General features: G+C 67.5%; 15 protein-coding genes. 5 read left to right on the plus strand and 10 right to left on the minus strand.

All coding sequences use genetic code 11. The features are described from left to right. Positions 1–11: 11 nt before the first annotated feature. Complete coding sequence (locus J3U95_RS21640; RefSeq protein ID WP_208280718.1) at positions 12–1,211, plus strand: acyltransferase family protein; 1,200 nt, start codon at positions 12–14, stop codon at positions 1,209–1,211. 257 nt (positions 1,212–1,468) lie between these two features. Here the strand turns inward: J3U95_RS21640 and J3U95_RS21645 are convergent, their stop codons facing one another. The 6 genes from J3U95_RS21645 to J3U95_RS21670 form a co-directional block, all read right to left on the minus strand. Further along, a complete protein-coding gene (locus tag J3U95_RS21645) occupies positions 1,469–3,742 on the minus strand; it encodes a polysaccharide biosynthesis tyrosine autokinase (RefSeq protein WP_208280719.1) in 2,274 nt (757 codons plus the stop codon). Between the two features lie 38 nt (positions 3,743–3,780). After that, the gene (locus J3U95_RS21650; protein WP_370662098.1) at positions 3,781–4,884 is read right to left on the minus strand and encodes a polysaccharide biosynthesis/export family protein; all 1,104 of its coding nucleotides are present in this window, start codon (positions 4,882–4,884) and stop codon (positions 3,781–3,783) included. A 237-nt stretch (positions 4,885–5,121) separates the two neighbouring features. Continuing rightward, entirely contained in the window at positions 5,122–6,909 is a 1,788-nt protein-coding gene (locus tag J3U95_RS21655; RefSeq protein ID WP_208280721.1) for an energy transducer TonB, read from the minus strand. 104 nt (positions 6,910–7,013) lie between these two features. Further along, positions 7,014–7,967: an MBL fold metallo-hydrolase gene (locus J3U95_RS21660; protein WP_208280722.1), complete on the minus strand. Its 954-nt coding sequence runs from the start codon at positions 7,965–7,967 to the stop codon at positions 7,014–7,016. A gap of 75 nt (positions 7,968–8,042) precedes the next feature. After that, a complete protein-coding gene (locus J3U95_RS21665) occupies positions 8,043–8,396 on the minus strand; it encodes a DUF5710 domain-containing protein (protein ID WP_208280723.1) in 354 nt (117 codons plus the stop codon). Positions 8,397–8,476: 80 nt separating this feature from the next. Next, positions 8,477–8,674 carry a phage holin family protein gene (locus J3U95_RS21670; RefSeq protein WP_208280724.1) on the minus strand — a complete coding sequence of 66 codons (198 nt, stop codon included), beginning with the start codon at positions 8,672–8,674 and terminating at the stop codon, positions 8,477–8,479. A gap of 165 nt (positions 8,675–8,839) precedes the next feature. Between J3U95_RS21670 and J3U95_RS21675 the strand changes: the two genes are divergently transcribed. Together J3U95_RS21675 and J3U95_RS21680 are read left to right on the plus strand one after the other, a co-directional pair. Beyond that, positions 8,840–9,562, plus strand: coding sequence for an XRE family transcriptional regulator (locus J3U95_RS21675; protein WP_208280725.1), 723 nt, complete (start codon positions 8,840–8,842; stop codon positions 9,560–9,562). Next, complete coding sequence (locus J3U95_RS21680; protein WP_208280726.1) at positions 9,559–9,846, plus strand: hypothetical protein; 288 nt, start codon at positions 9,559–9,561, stop codon at positions 9,844–9,846. Before J3U95_RS21675 ends, J3U95_RS21680 begins: the two co-directional genes overlap by 4 nt. Here J3U95_RS21680 and J3U95_RS21685 read toward each other — a convergent pair. Continuing rightward, complete coding sequence (locus J3U95_RS21685; protein ID WP_208280727.1) at positions 9,843–10,745, minus strand: LysR family transcriptional regulator; 903 nt, start codon at positions 10,743–10,745, stop codon at positions 9,843–9,845. The genes J3U95_RS21680 and J3U95_RS21685 overlap by 4 nt on opposite strands. A gap of 107 nt (positions 10,746–10,852) precedes the next feature. On the opposite strand from J3U95_RS21685, the gene J3U95_RS21690 reads away from it, so the two are divergent. Both J3U95_RS21690 and J3U95_RS21695 read left to right on the plus strand, forming a co-directional pair. Further along, positions 10,853–11,263, plus strand: coding sequence for a tellurite resistance TerB family protein (locus J3U95_RS21690; RefSeq protein WP_208280728.1), 411 nt, complete (start codon positions 10,853–10,855; stop codon positions 11,261–11,263). A gap of 144 nt (positions 11,264–11,407) precedes the next feature. Next, positions 11,408–12,454 (plus strand): DUF4214 domain-containing protein, encoded by a 1,047-nt coding sequence (locus tag J3U95_RS21695; RefSeq protein ID WP_208280729.1) that lies wholly within the window; start codon positions 11,408–11,410, stop codon positions 12,452–12,454. Here the strand turns inward: J3U95_RS21695 and J3U95_RS21700 are convergent. From J3U95_RS21700 to J3U95_RS21710, 3 genes are read right to left on the minus strand one after another with little or no spacing between them, the layout of a single operon-like run. Beyond that, positions 12,441–13,283, minus strand: coding sequence for an HpcH/HpaI aldolase/citrate lyase family protein (locus tag J3U95_RS21700; RefSeq protein WP_208280730.1), 843 nt, complete (start codon positions 13,281–13,283; stop codon positions 12,441–12,443). The two genes, J3U95_RS21695 and J3U95_RS21700, sit on opposite strands and share 14 nt — an antisense overlap. Next, positions 13,280–14,656: an MmgE/PrpD family protein gene (locus tag J3U95_RS21705; RefSeq protein ID WP_208280731.1), complete on the minus strand. Its 1,377-nt coding sequence runs from the start codon at positions 14,654–14,656 to the stop codon at positions 13,280–13,282. The genes J3U95_RS21700 and J3U95_RS21705 overlap by 4 nt, the downstream gene beginning before the upstream one ends. A gap of 25 nt (positions 14,657–14,681) precedes the next feature. Continuing rightward, positions 14,682–15,860, minus strand: coding sequence for a CaiB/BaiF CoA transferase family protein (locus J3U95_RS21710; protein WP_208280732.1), 1,179 nt, complete (start codon positions 15,858–15,860; stop codon positions 14,682–14,684). Positions 15,861–15,864: the final 4 nt, after the last annotated feature.

The raw sequence follows: 15,864 nt of genomic DNA on the forward strand, positions 1-15,864 counted from the left end.
GGAGCTTCAACATGCCGTCCCTCTCGCTTCCCACGATCCGCTGTCGGGCCCAATCCAACCTGCACGACCATCCGCTGCAATCGCTGGCGCTCTCGCTGCTGCGCGGCGCTGCCGCGCTCGAGGTCGCCGCCGGCCACCTGCGCTCGGAAATCTATCCCGGCCTGCGCTCGCTGGAAGACCCGACGTTTGCCTACCAGGTATTCGCCTTCGTGACCGGTTTCGCCCACCAGGCGGTGGTGGTGTTCTTCCTGATCAGCGGCTGGCTCGTCGGCGGGAGCCTGCTGAACCGACTGCACCAGCCGCGCGCCCTCGCCAACTACGCGATCGACCGCATCACACGCCTGTGGACCGTCCTGCTGCCGACCCTGGTACTGATCCTCCTGATCGGCCTGGCCATCGGCGTGGCGCAGCCCGGGGCGATCGATGTGTCGCCGTCAAATAACTACTCGGCCTCGAGCTTCGTCGGCAACCTGCTCGGCCTGCAGACCTTCCTCGTCCCTAATTTTGGCGGCAACTACGCCTTGTGGAGCCTGACCTACGAGACCTGGTACTACGTGCAGTTTCCGCTGCTGGCCCTGGTGCTGTTCGGCCATGGCCGCTTCAAGCGCCTCGCCTGCGCGGCCGCCTTCGTGCTGCTGGTGATCGTGCTGCCGAAGATGATCTCGATGTACTTCATGCTGTGGCTGCTCGGGGCGGCATTCTCGCGCATCGAGCTGCATTGCGGGAACGGCTTGCGCCTGGTGCTGGGCCTGCTGACGATGGGCTTGTTCAGCTATTACCGGCTGACCGGCAGCAATAACGAACTGGTGCCGGAATCCTTCGTGCAAGACATGATCTGCAGCGTCCCCCTGCTGCTGTTGCTGTCCTCGCTGCACCAGCCGCTCGATCCTTCCGCGCCGCGCTTCCTGCGCATCAACGGCATCGCCACCTTCTTCTCGGAGTTCTCGTTCACGCTGTACGTCACCCACCTGCCGCTGATCTTCCTGGCGATCCACATCGGCGGCCAGGCATTCGGACGCGAGCAGCTCGATCCCTTCGTGACGCCCGATTACCTCTGGTACGGCGCGCTTCTGCTGGGCCTGATCGGCTTCGCCTATGTGTTCTACCTGGCGTTCGAGCGCAACACCTTCCGCATCCGCCGGGCAGTGAAGGACTGGCTGCTCACTCCACGCGCCAAACGTCCCTCCGTGTCGGTCCTGTCGCCGGATTGAGTGGATCGATGCCGGTCGGCGAGTACGCAGGCCAGTGCACTCGCCGGCCTGGGTACACCATGTCGGCGTACTCGCTTGCCGGCATACCGTACGATGGAATGGATGCTGTGCTCACTCCGTAGTGCGCCAGGCCCTGCGGCGGGGCCGCAGGCGGGCAGAGTCACAGTCACAGGCGCAGGCGCAGGCACAGGCATAGTCACAAACACCAACAACGGCGCGGGCGCATCATGGTGGCCAGGTCGCCGCCCGCCCTTCCCTCACGCCGCGTACCCCAGTTGCGCCGTCCCGTACTGCGAGCGGTATTCGCCCAGACGCAGCGCCATGTCGTTGAACAGCACCCCGCGCGGCGAGATGCCGGCGTGGTTGAGGCGCTTGATCGACTCATTGATGTGGTTCTCTGTCGTCACGCCCGAGCGGGCCACGATGAACACGGCGCCGGCATGGGCGCCGATGATGAGCGCATCGGCCACCGCCAGCAAGGGCGGCGGGTCGAGCAGCACCAGGTCGTAGCGCCCGCTGACCAGCTCGAGCAGATTTCCAAGATTCAGTTGCAGCAGGAATTCCGAACGGTTGGTCGGCAACTCTCCGGTCGGGATGAAATCCAGGTTATCCAGCACGCTCCGGTGGATGACCTCGTCGACCGGCATGGCGCCCGCGATCGCCCGCGACAGGCCGCGCGAGCGATCGATGCCGAAGTAGCGGTGCAGGTGCCCGTTGCGCAGGTCGGCGTCGATCAGCAGTACGCGCATGCCGCTGGCCGCCATCACCGCCGCGAAATTGGCGGTCACGAAGGATTTTCCCAGCCCACGCGTGGGACCGGCGATCATGACCACGTTGTTCTTGAAATGCGGCATGGAAAAGCGCAAGGCGGCGCGGAAGCTGCGCAGGCTCTCGATGGCGGGGTCTTCGGGCAGGATCTGGGCCAGGAGCGGCAATCCGCCGTCCGGCTTGACCTTGCGCATGAGCTTGTCCTCGTTGCCGCTGTGCGGAATGGACGCATACACGACCCGCGCCCGCAACAGCCGCTCGATCTTGGCCGGGTCGTCGATCCCGCCGCGCATCGTCTTGCGGGTGAAGGCGAGCAGCGTGCCGAGGAATAGCCCGGTGACCACCGCCAGCGCCACGATCAACGGCCTGTTCGGCTTGATCGGCCGCTCGGGCTCGATCGGCGCATCGACCAGGCGCACATTGCTGACCCGGCCAACCGAGATCAGGCGCAGCTGCTGGGCCGTGTTCGACAGCGCCGTATAAAGGTCGGTATTGACCTTGATGTCGCGAGTCAGGCGCGCCTCGTCCTGTTCCATCACCGGCAAGGTGCGGATGCGGGCCGCGATCGCCTCGATTTCGGCATCGACCTCGCGCCGCTGGCGATTGATGGCGGCGACCACCGGATGGTCTTCGGTGAAGCGGGCCAGCAATTCGGTCTTTTTCTGCATCAGCTCCATGCGGCGCGCGCGCGCGGCCGCCGCCTGCGCCAGGCTCATGCGCGCCTCTTCGCGCAGGTCGACCGTGCCATGGGCATTGCGGAACTGGTTATAGCGGTCTTCGGACTGTTCCAGCTGGCGCTTCAGGATCGGCAATTGCTGGTTCAGGAAAGCCAGCGACTTCTCGGCTTCCTCGGTCTTGCGCGCCAGGTTCTGGCGCATGTATTCGCGGCCGATCTCGCTCAGCAGGCTGTTGATGCGGTCGGCGTCCTGGCCCTGCATCTTGACTTCGATCACACCCGACTGCTTGCCCTGCTCCGTGATCACCATGGAGCGCTGGATGCCCTGGATCGTGCCCAGGCGCGACTTGCGCTTGATCTTGAAACGCGCGCCGGGATTGGCGACCAGGCGGTCGACCTTGATCTCGACCAGCCCGTCCGGCGTCTGCACCCGGTAGCGCTGGCCGACGCTGGCGTCGAAGGCGATGCGCTGGCCGCCTCCGGAAAAGCGATAGCGGTTGTTGGCGCGCGCGGTGATCACGAATTCACGGTTGAGCCAATTATCGGGGACCTCGAACACCGATACGGCCGCGCGCTCGCCGCCCCATACGAAGCCGCCATAGCCGAACAGCCCGGGCTTCGACAGCGCGCCGCCATTCTGGTTGGCGAACCACGAACCCAGCACCGGGAAATACTTCGGCTGCACCTCGACGTACAGCTGCAGGTTGTCGACCGCGCGCGAGACCACCATGCGCGAGCGCAGCAATTCCATCTCGGCGATCGCCGCCTTCTTGGTCTCGAACAGCGACGAGGCCTCGCTCAGGATGTTCTTCGAGGCGTTCGGACTTTCTTCCTCGACGTGGATCATCAGGTTCGCTTCGTAGACCGGGTTGGCCACCAGCGCATACAGGACGGCGACGATCGTGATGATCGCCGTGATGCTGCCGATGAGCCAGCGGCTGTCGTACAGCGTATTGAGATAGCCCTTCAGGTCGACCGCGGATTCCTCGGGCAAGGGTTCGGGTGGGCGCGGGTCGAACGGCACCGACAGCACCGGCGGGCTGTGCGAGACCTGTTTGAGCGAATGCGCCTCGTGCGGGCTGGTCATGGCGGTACTCCTCGGGACAGCATAGGCAGTGGCGCTACTCAGGGACGATTCGTGACGCCAACGGCATTCGTCAGCGCGCCCGGGAACAGCAGGCTCAGGTGGCGGTTCCAGTTCGCCAGCGGCGAGGCCGCGACGTACACGACGTCCTTGGGCCGCAACTCGAAGGTCTCGGCCATCGCCAGCGCGCCGGAGTCGCGCGCGTCGAGCCGGAACACGCGGGTGCGGTCCGGCGCCTTGCGCACCACGTACACCTGGCGCGCATCGCCGCTCAAGGGACTGATGCCGCCCGTCTCGCCCAACGCTTCGTTGAGCGTGAGCCGGCCATTGTGCATGGTGAGCGCCTTCGGCGAGATCACCTCGCCCGAGACGAACACCTTGCTCTCGTCGCGCGAATGCACGCGCACGACGTCGCCATGCGCCAGCAGGATGGTGCCCGGATTGACGCCCTTCTGCACCAGCTCGCGCAGATTGACGTGGTAACGGACGTCGCCACGCTCGATCACGATGCGGCTCTGGTCCGCGGCCGGTTGCATGCCGCCAGCGCGGTTCAGCGCCTCGACCAGGGTCATCGGGATGTCGTCGATCGCCTGCAGGCCGGGCGTGCGCACTTCGCCATCGACGTAGACGCGGCGGCTGCGGTAGGCCTGCACGCGCAAGGTGACGTTCGGATTGGCGATATAGCGGGCGAGCTTGCCGGTGAGCAGAGCGCGCGCTTCTTCCTCGGTCTTGCCGTCGAGGCTGAGCAGGCCGATCAGGGGGAACTGGATGCGGCCCTGATGGTCGACCGCGAAGCCTGGCGGCGTCGCGTTCGGCTGGACGACGCCGCTGTCGGCGGCCGAGGTGGCCATGGTCATGCCGCCGGCGGCCAGCTCCGGATGGTCCCAGACCACGATCGACAGGATGTCGCCGCGCCCGATGGTATACGGCGGCGGCCGGGACACGAACAGGGGTGAGAGGTCTTGCCGGGCGACGCTGGCCTGCGCCGCGCGCTCTTTTTCGATAAGGGTTTCGGTGATCAGCTCGGTGGTGGGCGCCGACGCATCGCCGGGACCGCCCGAACGCGCCGCCTCACCGAAGCCGATGCCGGTCGCGCAGGCCGACAGGGCGAGACACAAGGCAAACATCAGGGCGATGGTGGACACGGACACCGGCGCGCGAAGCGACCGTGGTGCGCATCGTAAAGCCCGCGACAAATCCCTTATTGCAACTGAACGAAACCGAGCCATGATTGTTGCCTATCAAAAATAGACGCAGTAAGTGAACGATTCAGTTCAGAGTACGGCGTCCATCGGGCTTGGCTTTGCAGCGTCTCAAATGGCGAACGGCGGCGTCAGGTCTGGTACGGCGGGAAAAACGTGCCGGGCTTCGCACAGGGTGGTTCAGCGCATCTCTTCGATCAGCTTGAGTCCATCGGCGAAGCGCCAGATGCGGCGAATCTCGATGATGTCGAATTGTGCGGCGACATTCGGCGGAAACGCGGAATAGCGGGCGTTCAGGCGCACGAAGCGGCGCACCGCGTCGTCCATGTCGGCCCGTCCGCTCGATCGGATGATGGTGACGTCGTCGATGCTGCCGTCGCTGCGCAGCGACACGCTGACCAGGGGATCGATGCGCACGTCCTGCAGCGACAGGCGCGCGCCTCCCAGCACCGCGTTGCGCTCCAGCTTCTGGCGCACGCTGTCGACATAGAGGCGCAGCGGCGCGTCGCGCTCGCCGCCGTCGGCCAGCACCCGGCGCCCGCCCATCGCCCGCTCGGCCGGCGTGGCGGGCGCATCCACATTGGGAATGGTCACGCCGCGCAGCAGCTCTCTCGCGCGATTGCCGGGCAAGCCGGCCACCGAGCCGGCGCCGGGCTGGCTTCCGCCGCCGCTGCCGGTGCCCCGACCCACTCCCTGGCCCGGGCCGACGGGCATGGACTCCATCGCCGCCGCGCCCGCGCCAGGGCCGGGCGCCTGTGCCTGCATCCGCTGCGCGGCGGCCTGGCGCGCGGCTTCTTCCGCCTGCTGGCGGGCGAGGCGTTCGGCCTCGGCGCGCGCCCGCTGTTCCGCTTGCTGTTGCGCCTGTCGTTTCGCCTGTTCTTCCGCCTGCTGCTGCGCCAGCTGGCGTGCGCGCTCCTGTGCCAGTTGCTGCTGCGCGAATTCCTCGATGCGCCGGCGCTCTGCCTCCTCTTGCGCGAAACGCTGCGCTTCCAGGCGTTGCCGCTCGGCGTGCTCTTGCTCCCGCATCCGCTCCTGCATCTGCGCCTGGCGCAGCGCTTCTTCTTCGGCGCGCTGGCGCGCCAGCGCCTGTTCTTGCATCCGCTCTTGCAGCGCCTGCTCGGCAGCCTGCTGCGCCAGCCGCTGCTCGGCCTGCTCGCGCGCGGCCTGTTCCTGGGCCCGCAAACGCTCGGCCTCGCGCAGTTGCGCGATCCGGGCCTCGTCTTCGGCCACACGGCGCTCCTGCGCGCGCCGTTCCTGTTCCAACCGCTCCTGTTCGGCCCTTTCCTGCACCAGGCGCTCGGCGGCTTCACGCTCGGCCTGGGCCAGCCGTTCCAGCTCCTGCTGCGCCGCCAACAGGCGCCGGCGTTCTTCCTCGGCCTCCTGCGCAACGAGATCCGGACCGGGGTCGGCCAACTCGGCCGGTTCCTCCGGCGCTTCTCGGGCGACCGCGTCGGCCAGTGCCGGCGCATCGAACGCCGGTTCAGGGACGACGTCCGGCAAGGGCACGGGAACGGTGAATTCCGATTCCGGATCCGGGGCGGCCACGATCACCGGGGGCGGCACCTCGCGCAGCCTGCGCTTCGGCGCGGGCGGCTTGGGGCGCTTCGGCCGCCGCGCCTGGGCCGGTGGACGCGCCTCGGCCTGGACGATCGGCGGCGGCGGTGAGTCAACCAGGCGCAGCCCGCGCGCCGGCGCCGGGGCCGGCGGTGGCGCAGGCGTCGTGGGTGGCGCAAGCGGCGCCGGCGTTTCAGGCAATGGAGAAGTCGGCGCGGCCGACGGCGGCGCTGCCGGGGAAGGCGCCAGGGTGACGTTGATCGGTCCCCCGCCGCCAAAGTCGAGGCCGGGCACACCGAACTGCAGCGACAGCAACAGGCCGTGCAGCACGACCGAAATGACAATGCCCACGCCCAGGCGCCGGTCACTGCGTGCCTGGTCGTATCCGCGCCTGCCGGCGGTCGCTTTGGTCATGTCATCGCTTGAGCAATATTATCAAGCTGGCATCTTAGCGTTTACTCAGCAGTAAGGCGAGGCGCGCACGATTCAACTCCGCCTTGTGGCGAAAAAGCGCATGCTCAGCGCTTCGCCCTGGTGAACGTATAAGTTTCGCCGTGTGCCAGGTACACCACTTCCTGTTCGAGTCCCGCGGCCTTCACCTCGCGCGCGAAGTCCTCGAGCGGCGACTTGAAGACGTCATAGTCGTTATAGTGGATCGGGATGGTCTTTTTGGGGCGCACCACCTGCATCATGCGCACGCCGTCCTTGCCGTCCATGGTGACTTTGACCACGCCCAGGATGCGCGTGCCGCCCAGGTGCAGCAAGGCCAGGTCGATGCCGGGAAAGCGCTCCGGCACCGTCTTGATGTCGTCGATCACCAGCGTATCGCCACTGATGTACATGCGGTAGTCCGGCGCCGCCGGATCCGCCCCGAAGTCGAGCACCGAGCCCATGACCCTGGGCAGCAGCGCGGCCACGCCGGCCGGACCGTGGCGGCCGGGCGTCGCCGTCACCCGCAGGCGTGCCTGGCCTTTCGAGACGTCCAGCCGGTCCCACGGACTCAGTCCGGTCACGCGGGTGAATCCCAGTTTCTCGAGACTGGCCGCGGCCTGGCGGGTGCTCACGATGGGCACCGCGCGATTCAAGCGTTTCTGTACCAGCTGGTCGAAGTGGTCGCCGTGAAAATGCGACAGTATCACCAGGTCGATGGGTGGGAGATCGTCGAAAGCGATCGCCGGGTTCGTCTTGCGTTCCGAGGTCAGGCCATAGCCCAGGTGCACGTGGTCGCCCTTGTGCAGAAAATTGGGGTCGGTCAGGATGATGAAACCCTGGTAGCGGATCAGCACGGTCGCCGTGCCGATGAACTGCACGCTGCCCTGCGCCGCGTCGATCTTCTGCTCGCCGGCCGGAAGCTGCAGCGTCGATACCTGCCCCTGCTGTGGGGGGTCCGGCGCCTGGGCCCGGGCGCCGGCGGCGAGGCCGCACAGTCCAGCCAGGAGGATGGTGGTGAACAGCAGGCGGGGCAAGCGCATGAAGGATCTCCGGGTGGCTGCGAACCAGCCGGTCCGCCTGCCTTCACGCTAACATGAAGGCCAGGGCGGCGCCGTTCACTTGCTCGAATTGCCCGGCATCGCGCCGACCAGCGCCCGCAACCCGGCTTGCGCCTGGGCCCAGGGCGTGCCGGCCAGCTGCTCCGTGCAGCTCGGGCAGGCCTGCATCGGATTGCAGTCGTGCGCCAGTTCGACGTAGTTCAGGCCGACCACGGTCTTGCCCTGGTAGCTGTCGACCCGGCCCGGCTTCGCGGACGGGGCCTCCCCACCGGGCGCGCCGTCGAGCCACTTGGCAAACGGCTCGGTGGCCACGCCGTCCGGCACATACCAGCGTTTGCGGGTCGGGTTCCAGCGGGCGCCGAGCGCCTTGGCGGCGTCCTTCTCGGCATAGGGGACGGTAAGGAAAACCATGTACGAACGTGCTCCGGAATCGATGTCAATGGGGCCCGCTATTCTACAGGGACCATGCCCGGGCGGCGGGTGTCGCGCCTTCACTTTTCCTTGCGGCGCCGGACCCACGCGGCGTCGCTTTCGCGCTGCTCGCGGCGGTCCTTGCGCCAGGTGTACACCAGGTTGACGAGCGCCCCCAGCAAGCCGGTCACAATGCCGACCAGGATGCCCAGGTCCGACAGCGTCAGCGTCGTGGCCAGGTCGGCGCCAAGCAGGCGCAGGTAAGTGTCAATGATCATCGTGTCCCCCGTGCTTCGCCCTGAAGCGGCGCAGGGAACCGTGAACGCCCCTGAGCCACGTCAATGCGTGAATGAAAGTTTAGGAAAACTATACCACATCAGTAAATAAAAACTATACTATAGCGTATAGTTTTCCTATACCATGACGATATGGATCTCCAAACGATGATTGCAGGCTGGGTGAGAGAAGCGCGCACCGCCGCCGGCCTGTCCGGCACGGCGCTCGGCGCGCGGCTGGCGCTCGAACTCGGCACCGAACGCGGCAACACCAAGGCCAATATCTCGCACTGGGAAAACGAAAAGCACAGCCCGAACCTGAAGCAGCTGCTCGCCATCTCGCGGGTCACGGGCCGCAGCCTGCCGCCGGAAATCCTGGCGCCCATGTCGGGTGCCCCGGCGAACGACGCGCTGCCCGCCGGCGGGGTGAGCAACGCCCTGCGGGTCGTGGCGGCCGAAGGCGACGACGACGGCTTCGTGCAGATCCCGATGGTCAAGCTGCGGCTGTCGGCCGGCATCACCGGCTACCAGACCGAGCCCGAACGGCGCGACGGCGGCACGCTCGGCATGCGCCGCACCTGGATCGAACGCAACCAGTACAACCCTTCGCACCTGATCGCCATCTACGTCAAGGGCGAGAGCATGGAGCCCTCGCTGTACGCGGGCGACATCGTGGTCATCAACACGCTCGACACCAAGCTGGTCGACGGCGCCGTGTACGCCTTCAACTACGAGGGCGAAGCCGTGGTCAAGCGCCTGGCGCGCGATGCCGGCCAGTGGTGGCTGACCTCCGACAACGTCGACCAGCGCAAATACCATCGCAAGCTGTGCCAGGGCGGTGAATGCATCGTCATCGGGCGCGTGGTGCGCAAGGAAAGCGACCGCATTTGATACTCACAGGCGGCATCGTCACCATACGCGACATCCGGATCGCCCTCGTCTTCGCCGCCCCCGACTGCCTGCGGCCCGGCGTTGGGGACGCGCTGCTGGCGCGGCTCGCCCCGTGGTTCCCGCGCCTGCCGATCATGCTGGCGGCGCCGCGCGAAAAGCCGTCGCGGGCGTATGCGGCATTCGATACGCGTCAGCTGTTGCCCGAACTCGACCTGGCCGGCATGGTCGAACAAACGATCGACCTCGACCTCGCGCCGCCTGACGACGCCGCGCCGCCATTCTAGGCGGCTCGTTCGCCAAAGGCGCTCGCGGCCCGCTCCAATATCCGCCGCAAGGCCGGGTGGTGCACGCGCCGCTCGACCGTCACCGCATAGATCTGCTCGACGATCGAATCGATCACGCCCACCTGTTCCAGCCCATACTGCGCGCACAACGTGTCCGCCAGTACGGTTGGCGCCGCCATGAAGCCGGCGCCCGCGCCGGCGAAAGAACCGAGCAAGGCGCCGTCGTCGAATTCGCCCACCACGATCGGACGCAGCCCATGCGCTTCGAGCCAGGCCTTGAGCTGGCTGTGCAGGGCGGCGTCCTCGCCCGGCATCAGGAACGGCGCGTCCTTCAGGCGTTGCGGAAATGGCCCGGCCCAGCGCCGGCAGACCTCGGGATGGGCAACCACCGTCACCGTGCTCGATCCCAGCAGGTGGCTATGGCCGCGCACCGCGCCGCCCGGCGGCAAGCCCTGGTCCGAGATCAGCAGGTCGAGCCGGTGCGCGCTCAGGTCTTCCATCAGGTCGGCGAAGCGTCCTTCCCTGCACACCAGGTGCATGGCCAGGCCGGCATCGCGCGCCGGTTGCAGCAGGCGAAAGGCCATCGTCTTGGCGATCACGTCGCACAGGCCGACGCGCAGCGTTTCCGTCTCCGTGAACACGCCGCGCCGCACCGCCTGTTCCAGCTCATTGCCAAGACTGAAGATTTGGTCGGCATAGCGCAGCACCGTCTTGCCGGCTTCGGTCAGCGCCAGCCCGCGTCCCTTCTTGCGCAGCAATTCCTCACCAAGCTGTTCTTCCAGCACCTGCAACTGGGTACTGATCGCCTGCGGCGACACGTGCAACTGCTCCGCGGCGCGGGCGACGCTGCCGACCGTCGCGACGGCATGAAAATACTGGAGGTGCTTGTAATTGATCATGCAACACCACCAAAAAATGGGATGATTTCGAAAGATTATTCGATTTTACTTTCGATTGGCAGCGCCGTATATTGGTGACTCCCAGTTTTTTTGAAGCGAGGAATGCAATGAGAAGTTACCCCACCAACAGCCCGAAAGCCATGTGCCGCCTGCTGGCGCTGGCCATGATCGTCGATGGCCGCATCGCGCCGCAGGAACTCAAGAGCCTGCACCGCAGCGGCGTGCTCGAGGCGCTGCGGGTGAGCGAAGACACGTTCGACGACACGGCGGGCGAACTGACCCAGGATTTGCTGGCGACCAGCGCCGACCGCGAGGCCGGCATGGTCGAGATCGGGCCCGCGACGATCGACCGCCTGCTGGACGAGGTGCAGGAAGAGGCGCTGCGCGCCACGGTCCTCAAGGGCATGCTCGAGATCGTGCGCGCCGACAGCGTGATCGACCACCGCGAGCGCCGGCTGCTGCGCCGCGCGATGCATGCCTGGGGCGACTCGGGCGTCGAGGCGGGCAGCGCGGCGTGACGATACGGGGCGGCGCCATCGAATGCATACTTTGAAAGACATGCTTGCAATTGAGGCGCCGCCGTTACAAAGCGACACCATTTCAACACATTGCCGGAGTAGCCCAGCCATACAATGAAGACCTCACATTGCGCGAGGTCCATCATGTCGAATTATTCCCAGGAGCACCGGTACAACCTGACGCCGTCCGAGATGGATTGGGCCTGGCGGCTCGACCTGCGGCCGGTGCACGACCCGGACCTCGGCCAGTACTACGGCCGCACCGCCCACTTCGGCACCCACGACCCGTATGCCAGCCAGGACGACATCTTCGTCTTCCATGCGACCAGGGGCATGGCCTATACGGTCCAGAGCGGCAGTTACTTCGATCCCGTCGACCTGCGCATCCATGACGACGATGGCCGGGAAATCGCCAGCGACGATGGCAGCGGCGCCTATGGCTACGATTACGCCGCCTTCGTCGCCCCCTATACGGGCTGGTACTACATCGACGCATCGTGGAGCCAGGGTTACTACGACACCTATGCCAGCCTGAACGTCTACGAAGACCGGGTGCCGGTCTACCTGCCGACCAACACCATCGTCGGTACCGGCGGCCACGACATGCTGTATGGCACGCGCTCCGACGACGTCGTGGATGGCGGCGCCGGCGTCGACACCTTCGTGCTGGAGGGTTACCGCGACGAGTACCAGGTCAGCGTGCGTGGCGGCACGATCACAGTCACCGACCTGCTGGGCCTGGACGCCGTCGACACCTTGCGCAACGTCGAGCGGCTGTCCTTCGAGGGCGGCGAATACATTTCCTACGAGACCACGGGCTTTCCGGCCGAGGCCTATCGCCTGTACCAGGCAGCCTTCGACCGCACCCCGGACAAGGTTGGGCTCGGATACTGGATGGGCAAGATGGGAGACGGGGCAAGCCTGCACGCGGTGGCGGACGCTTTCGTCCACTCGGCCGAGTTCGGTGAGCTGGTCGGCCCGGCAGCCAGCCATGCCGACATCATCACCCTGTTCTATGCGAACGTGCTCGACCGTGCTCCGGACGCCGATGGATTCGCCTACTGGAAAGAGGCGCTGGACAGCAAGACGATCACCGTGGCCGACATGCTGGTGGGCTTCAGCGAAAGCCCGGAGAACCAGGCCAGGGTCATCGGCTCGCTGCAGGCCGGTTACGAATTCATCGTGACCTGACCGCGTCCTCCGGCCCCGCGCGCAGCGCATGGGCATCGACGATGGCTTGCGCGCGCAGGATCACCGGACGGTCGATCATCTTGCCGTCCAGGGCCACTGCGGCGCCATTGGCGAGCGCCGCCGCCTCCAGCACCCGCCCGGCCCACGCCAGCTCGTGCGCGCCCGGCGTGAAGCAGCGGTTCACGGCCTGCACCTGCTTCGGATGGATGCACAGCTTGGCGCCGAACCCCATCTGCCGCGCGTGCCGGGCGTCGTCGGCCAGCCGGTCGGCGTCGTCGAGCGCCGTGCTGACGCCGTCGACCGGCGCCGCGAGCCCGGCCAGGCGCGAAGCCAGCACCAGTTGCGAACGGAAGAACAGCAGCTCTTCGCGTTCTCCCGGGATCCCCAGGTCGAGCTGGAAATCGATCGAGCCGAACATCAGGCGCTGCACGCCGCGCGCCGAGACGATCGCGCGCAGATGGTCGATGCCCGTCGCGCTTTCGATCAGCGGCAGCACCGCCGTGGCTCCGGCCGCGCGCAGGCGTGCGATGTCGCCGGCCTGCTCGGCCTTTGGCAGCACGACGCCGGCCACGCCGGGCACGCGGCACAGGGCCAGGTCGTCGGTGAACCAGTCGGTGTCGGCGCCGTTGACACGCACCAGGACCGGCTTCGCGGGTGACAGCCAGGCGGCGACGGCCTCGCGCGCGGCCGCCTTGTCGGCGAACGGCACCGCGTCCTCGAGGTCGACGATCACGGCATCGGCGCCGGCCGCGCAGGCCTTGTCGAAGCGCTCCGGCCGGTTGCCGGGCACGAACAGGTAGGAGCGGGGCATCGGGGCGGCTGCGCTCATCGCGTCTCCCCGCGCGCGAGGAAATAGCCGACGACCGGCGTGCGGCCGATATGCCAGATGCGCTCGAACACGGCGCGCATCTCGTCGTCGCTGGCTGCGGCGCCGAAGCGCGCCAGCCGCAGCGCCTTGTCTTCCAGCTCGCGCCGGCTCAGGGTATTGCCCGGGTCGCCCTTCGGTTCGTCGACCCGCGCCTTCAGCACCCTCCCGTCGGTGGTCGTCACCGTCACCTTGCCGATCCAGCGCGCCGGGTAGGCGCCGTCCACTTCGTCGTCGAGCACCATCGTCACCTTGTCGCGCAGGGCCACGATGCGCGGGTCGGCGTAGGCCTCGTCGAATTCGTTCAGGCCGGCGCTGCGGAACTGCGCGATCAGGCCCAGCACCGTCCCCATCGAGAACTTGGCCTGGTGGACCGTGCGCGGATCGACCACCGGGCCGAGCACGTCGATCGCGCCCTGGTGCACGTGGGCCGTCACGGCGGCGATCTGCTCGGGACGCAGGTCTTCGGCAACGATCGCCTGCAGCAGCGCGTCGGCTGCCGGATGCGTATGGCGGCACGAGGCGTGGAACTTGAACGAGGTTTCGGCCGTCGCCCAGCGCGTGCCCAGGCCGTCGGTGAGCCGCGCCGGATCGGCGTCGCGCGACATGCCGGCCGCCATGCCCTGCTTGCCTTCCAGGATCCGGCGCGCGCCGGTGAAACCCTCGGCCGCCAGATACGCGGCCATCATGCCGTCGCTGGCGGCCTTGGCGGTGTGCAGCTGCTTCGAATCGGCGGCGTCGCGCAGGAATTCCCACAGTCCGGCCGCTTGCGTGCCGGCCGAACCGAAGGCGTCCAGCATGCGCTCGGGCGTCAGTCCCAGCAGGCGGCCGACGGCGGCCGCCGCGGCGACGGTGCCGGCGGTGCCGGTGGTATGGAAGGTCCGGTAATGCGAGCGGCCGAGGAATTCGCCGACGCGGATGCCGACTTCGTAGCCGGCCACCGCCGCCGTCATCAATTCGCGTCCGCTGGCGCCATTTGCCTGGGCCACCGCCAGTACCGCCGGGAACACCACGGTCGCCGGGTGGAATACCGACCCGTTATGGACGTCGTCCTGCTCGGCGTAGTGCGAGGAGGCGGCATTGACCATCGCGGCGAACAGCGGCGTCGTGGTGCGGCGCGAGATCAGCACTTCGGCGCCGCCGCAGCCGGGGCCGGGCCCCATCGTGCGCGCGAACGATTCGATGCACTGGACCGGCCGGCCGTTCCTGCCTGCCAGCGCCGATCCGAACCAGTCGAGCATCAGGTCTTCGGCGCGCGCCATGACGGCCGGCGGGATGTCCTCGTAGCGCAGCTGCGCGGCGAAGGCGGCAAGCGCCTGGCTTGGGTGGTCGCTCATGTTCTTCCTTTGTCGTTGCTGTCGTTCAGATGGCCTGCTCGGCGCGCAGGGCTGCGATGTCGGCCGCGGCGTAGCCGAGCCCGGACAGGATCGCCTCGGTATGCTCGCCCAGCGCCGGCACCGGGTCCATGCGCGCCTGCCAGGTGTTCGGGACCGCCGGCGGCAGCAGCGCCGGGATCGCCCCGCCCGGGATGCCGACGTCGACCCAGCGGCCGCGCGCCGCCAGTTGCGGGTGAGCCCAGAGGTCGTGCATATCGTTCATGTGCGCGTTCGCGATCTGCGCCTCGTCCAGGCGCGCGACCACCTGCTCGGCCGTCAGCTGCGCGAAGACGTCGACGATGATGGCGCGCAGTTCCTGGCGCGCGCCGGTGCGCGCCGAATTCGAGGCGAAGCGCGCATCCGCCGCCAGTCCGGGCTGGCGCAACACCTTGGCGCAGAACTGCTCCCACTCGCGTTCGTTCTGCAGCCCGAGCATGACGGTCTTGCCGTCGCCGACCGGGAACGGCCCGTACGGATAGATGGTGGCGTGGGCGGCGCCGGCGCGCGGCGGGGGCGCGGCGCCATCGATCGCGTAGTACAGCGGATAATTCATCCACTCGGCCATGCTCTCGAGCATGGAGACGTCGATGTGGGCGCCCTCGCCCGTGCGCCCGCGCTGGATCAGGGCGGCCAGGATGTTCGTGTAGGCGTACATGCCGGCCGCGATGTCCGCGATCGAGCAGCCGGCCTTGGCCGGCTCGTCGGGCGAACCGGTGATCGACAGGAAGCCCGATTCGCTCTGGATCAGCAGGTCGTAGGCCTTCTTGTCGCGGTAGGGGCCGTCGGCGCCATAGCCGGAGATGTCGCACACGATCAGGCGCGGAAAGCGCTCCTTCAGGGCTTCCCACGACAGCCCCAGGCGCGCCGCCGCGCCCGGCGCGAGGTTCTGCACCAGCACGTCGGCCCCGGCCAGCAGGGCCTCGAGGATCGGCGCGGCCTGGCGGTGCTTGACGTCCAGCGTCAGGCTCTCCTTGGAGCGGTTGGTCCAGACGAAATGCGAGGCCATGCCACGCGCGCGCGTGTCGTAGGCGCGCGCGAAGTCGCCCACGCCGGGCCGCTCGACCTTGATGACGCGGGCGCCCAGATCGGCCAGCTGGCGGGTGCAGAACGGTGCGGCGATCGCGTGTTCCAGGGTGACGACGGTGATGCCATCCAGGGGTCGCATGATC

The sequence above is a fragment of the Massilia oculi genome (genome assembly GCF_017582745.1).
Classification (GTDB): Bacteria; Pseudomonadota; Gammaproteobacteria; order Burkholderiales; family Burkholderiaceae_D; genus Telluria; species Telluria oculi_A.

Excerpts from the sequence above, each read along its gene's own strand:
- J3U95_RS21640 (WP_208280718.1), top strand. The coding sequence starts at position 12 with ATGCCGTCCCTCTCGCTTCCCACGATCCGCTGTCGGGCCCAATCCAAC.
- J3U95_RS21645 (WP_208280719.1), bottom strand. The coding sequence starts at position 3,742 with ATGACCAGCCCGCACGAGGCGCATTCGCTCAAACAGGTCTCGCACAGC.
- J3U95_RS21655 (WP_208280721.1), bottom strand. The coding sequence starts at position 6,909 with ATGACCAAAGCGACCGCCGGCAGGCGCGGATACGACCAGGCACGCAGT.
- J3U95_RS21660 (WP_208280722.1), bottom strand. The coding sequence starts at position 7,967 with ATGCGCTTGCCCCGCCTGCTGTTCACCACCATCCTCCTGGCTGGACTG.
- J3U95_RS21665 (WP_208280723.1), bottom strand. The coding sequence starts at position 8,396 with ATGGTTTTCCTTACCGTCCCCTATGCCGAGAAGGACGCCGCCAAGGCG.
- J3U95_RS21670 (WP_208280724.1), bottom strand. The coding sequence starts at position 8,674 with ATGATCATTGACACTTACCTGCGCCTGCTTGGCGCCGACCTGGCCACG.
- J3U95_RS21675 (WP_208280725.1), top strand. The coding sequence starts at position 8,840 with ATGATTGCAGGCTGGGTGAGAGAAGCGCGCACCGCCGCCGGCCTGTCC.
- J3U95_RS21685 (WP_208280727.1), bottom strand. The coding sequence starts at position 10,745 with ATGATCAATTACAAGCACCTCCAGTATTTTCATGCCGTCGCGACGGTC.
- J3U95_RS21690 (WP_208280728.1), top strand. The coding sequence starts at position 10,853 with ATGAGAAGTTACCCCACCAACAGCCCGAAAGCCATGTGCCGCCTGCTG.
- J3U95_RS21695 (WP_208280729.1), top strand. The coding sequence starts at position 11,408 with ATGTCGAATTATTCCCAGGAGCACCGGTACAACCTGACGCCGTCCGAG.
- J3U95_RS21700 (WP_208280730.1), bottom strand. The coding sequence starts at position 13,283 with ATGAGCGCAGCCGCCCCGATGCCCCGCTCCTACCTGTTCGTGCCCGGC.
- J3U95_RS21705 (WP_208280731.1), bottom strand. The coding sequence starts at position 14,656 with ATGAGCGACCACCCAAGCCAGGCGCTTGCCGCCTTCGCCGCGCAGCTG.
- J3U95_RS21710 (WP_208280732.1), bottom strand. The coding sequence starts at position 15,860 with ATGCGACCCCTGGATGGCATCACCGTCGTCACCCTGGAACACGCGATC.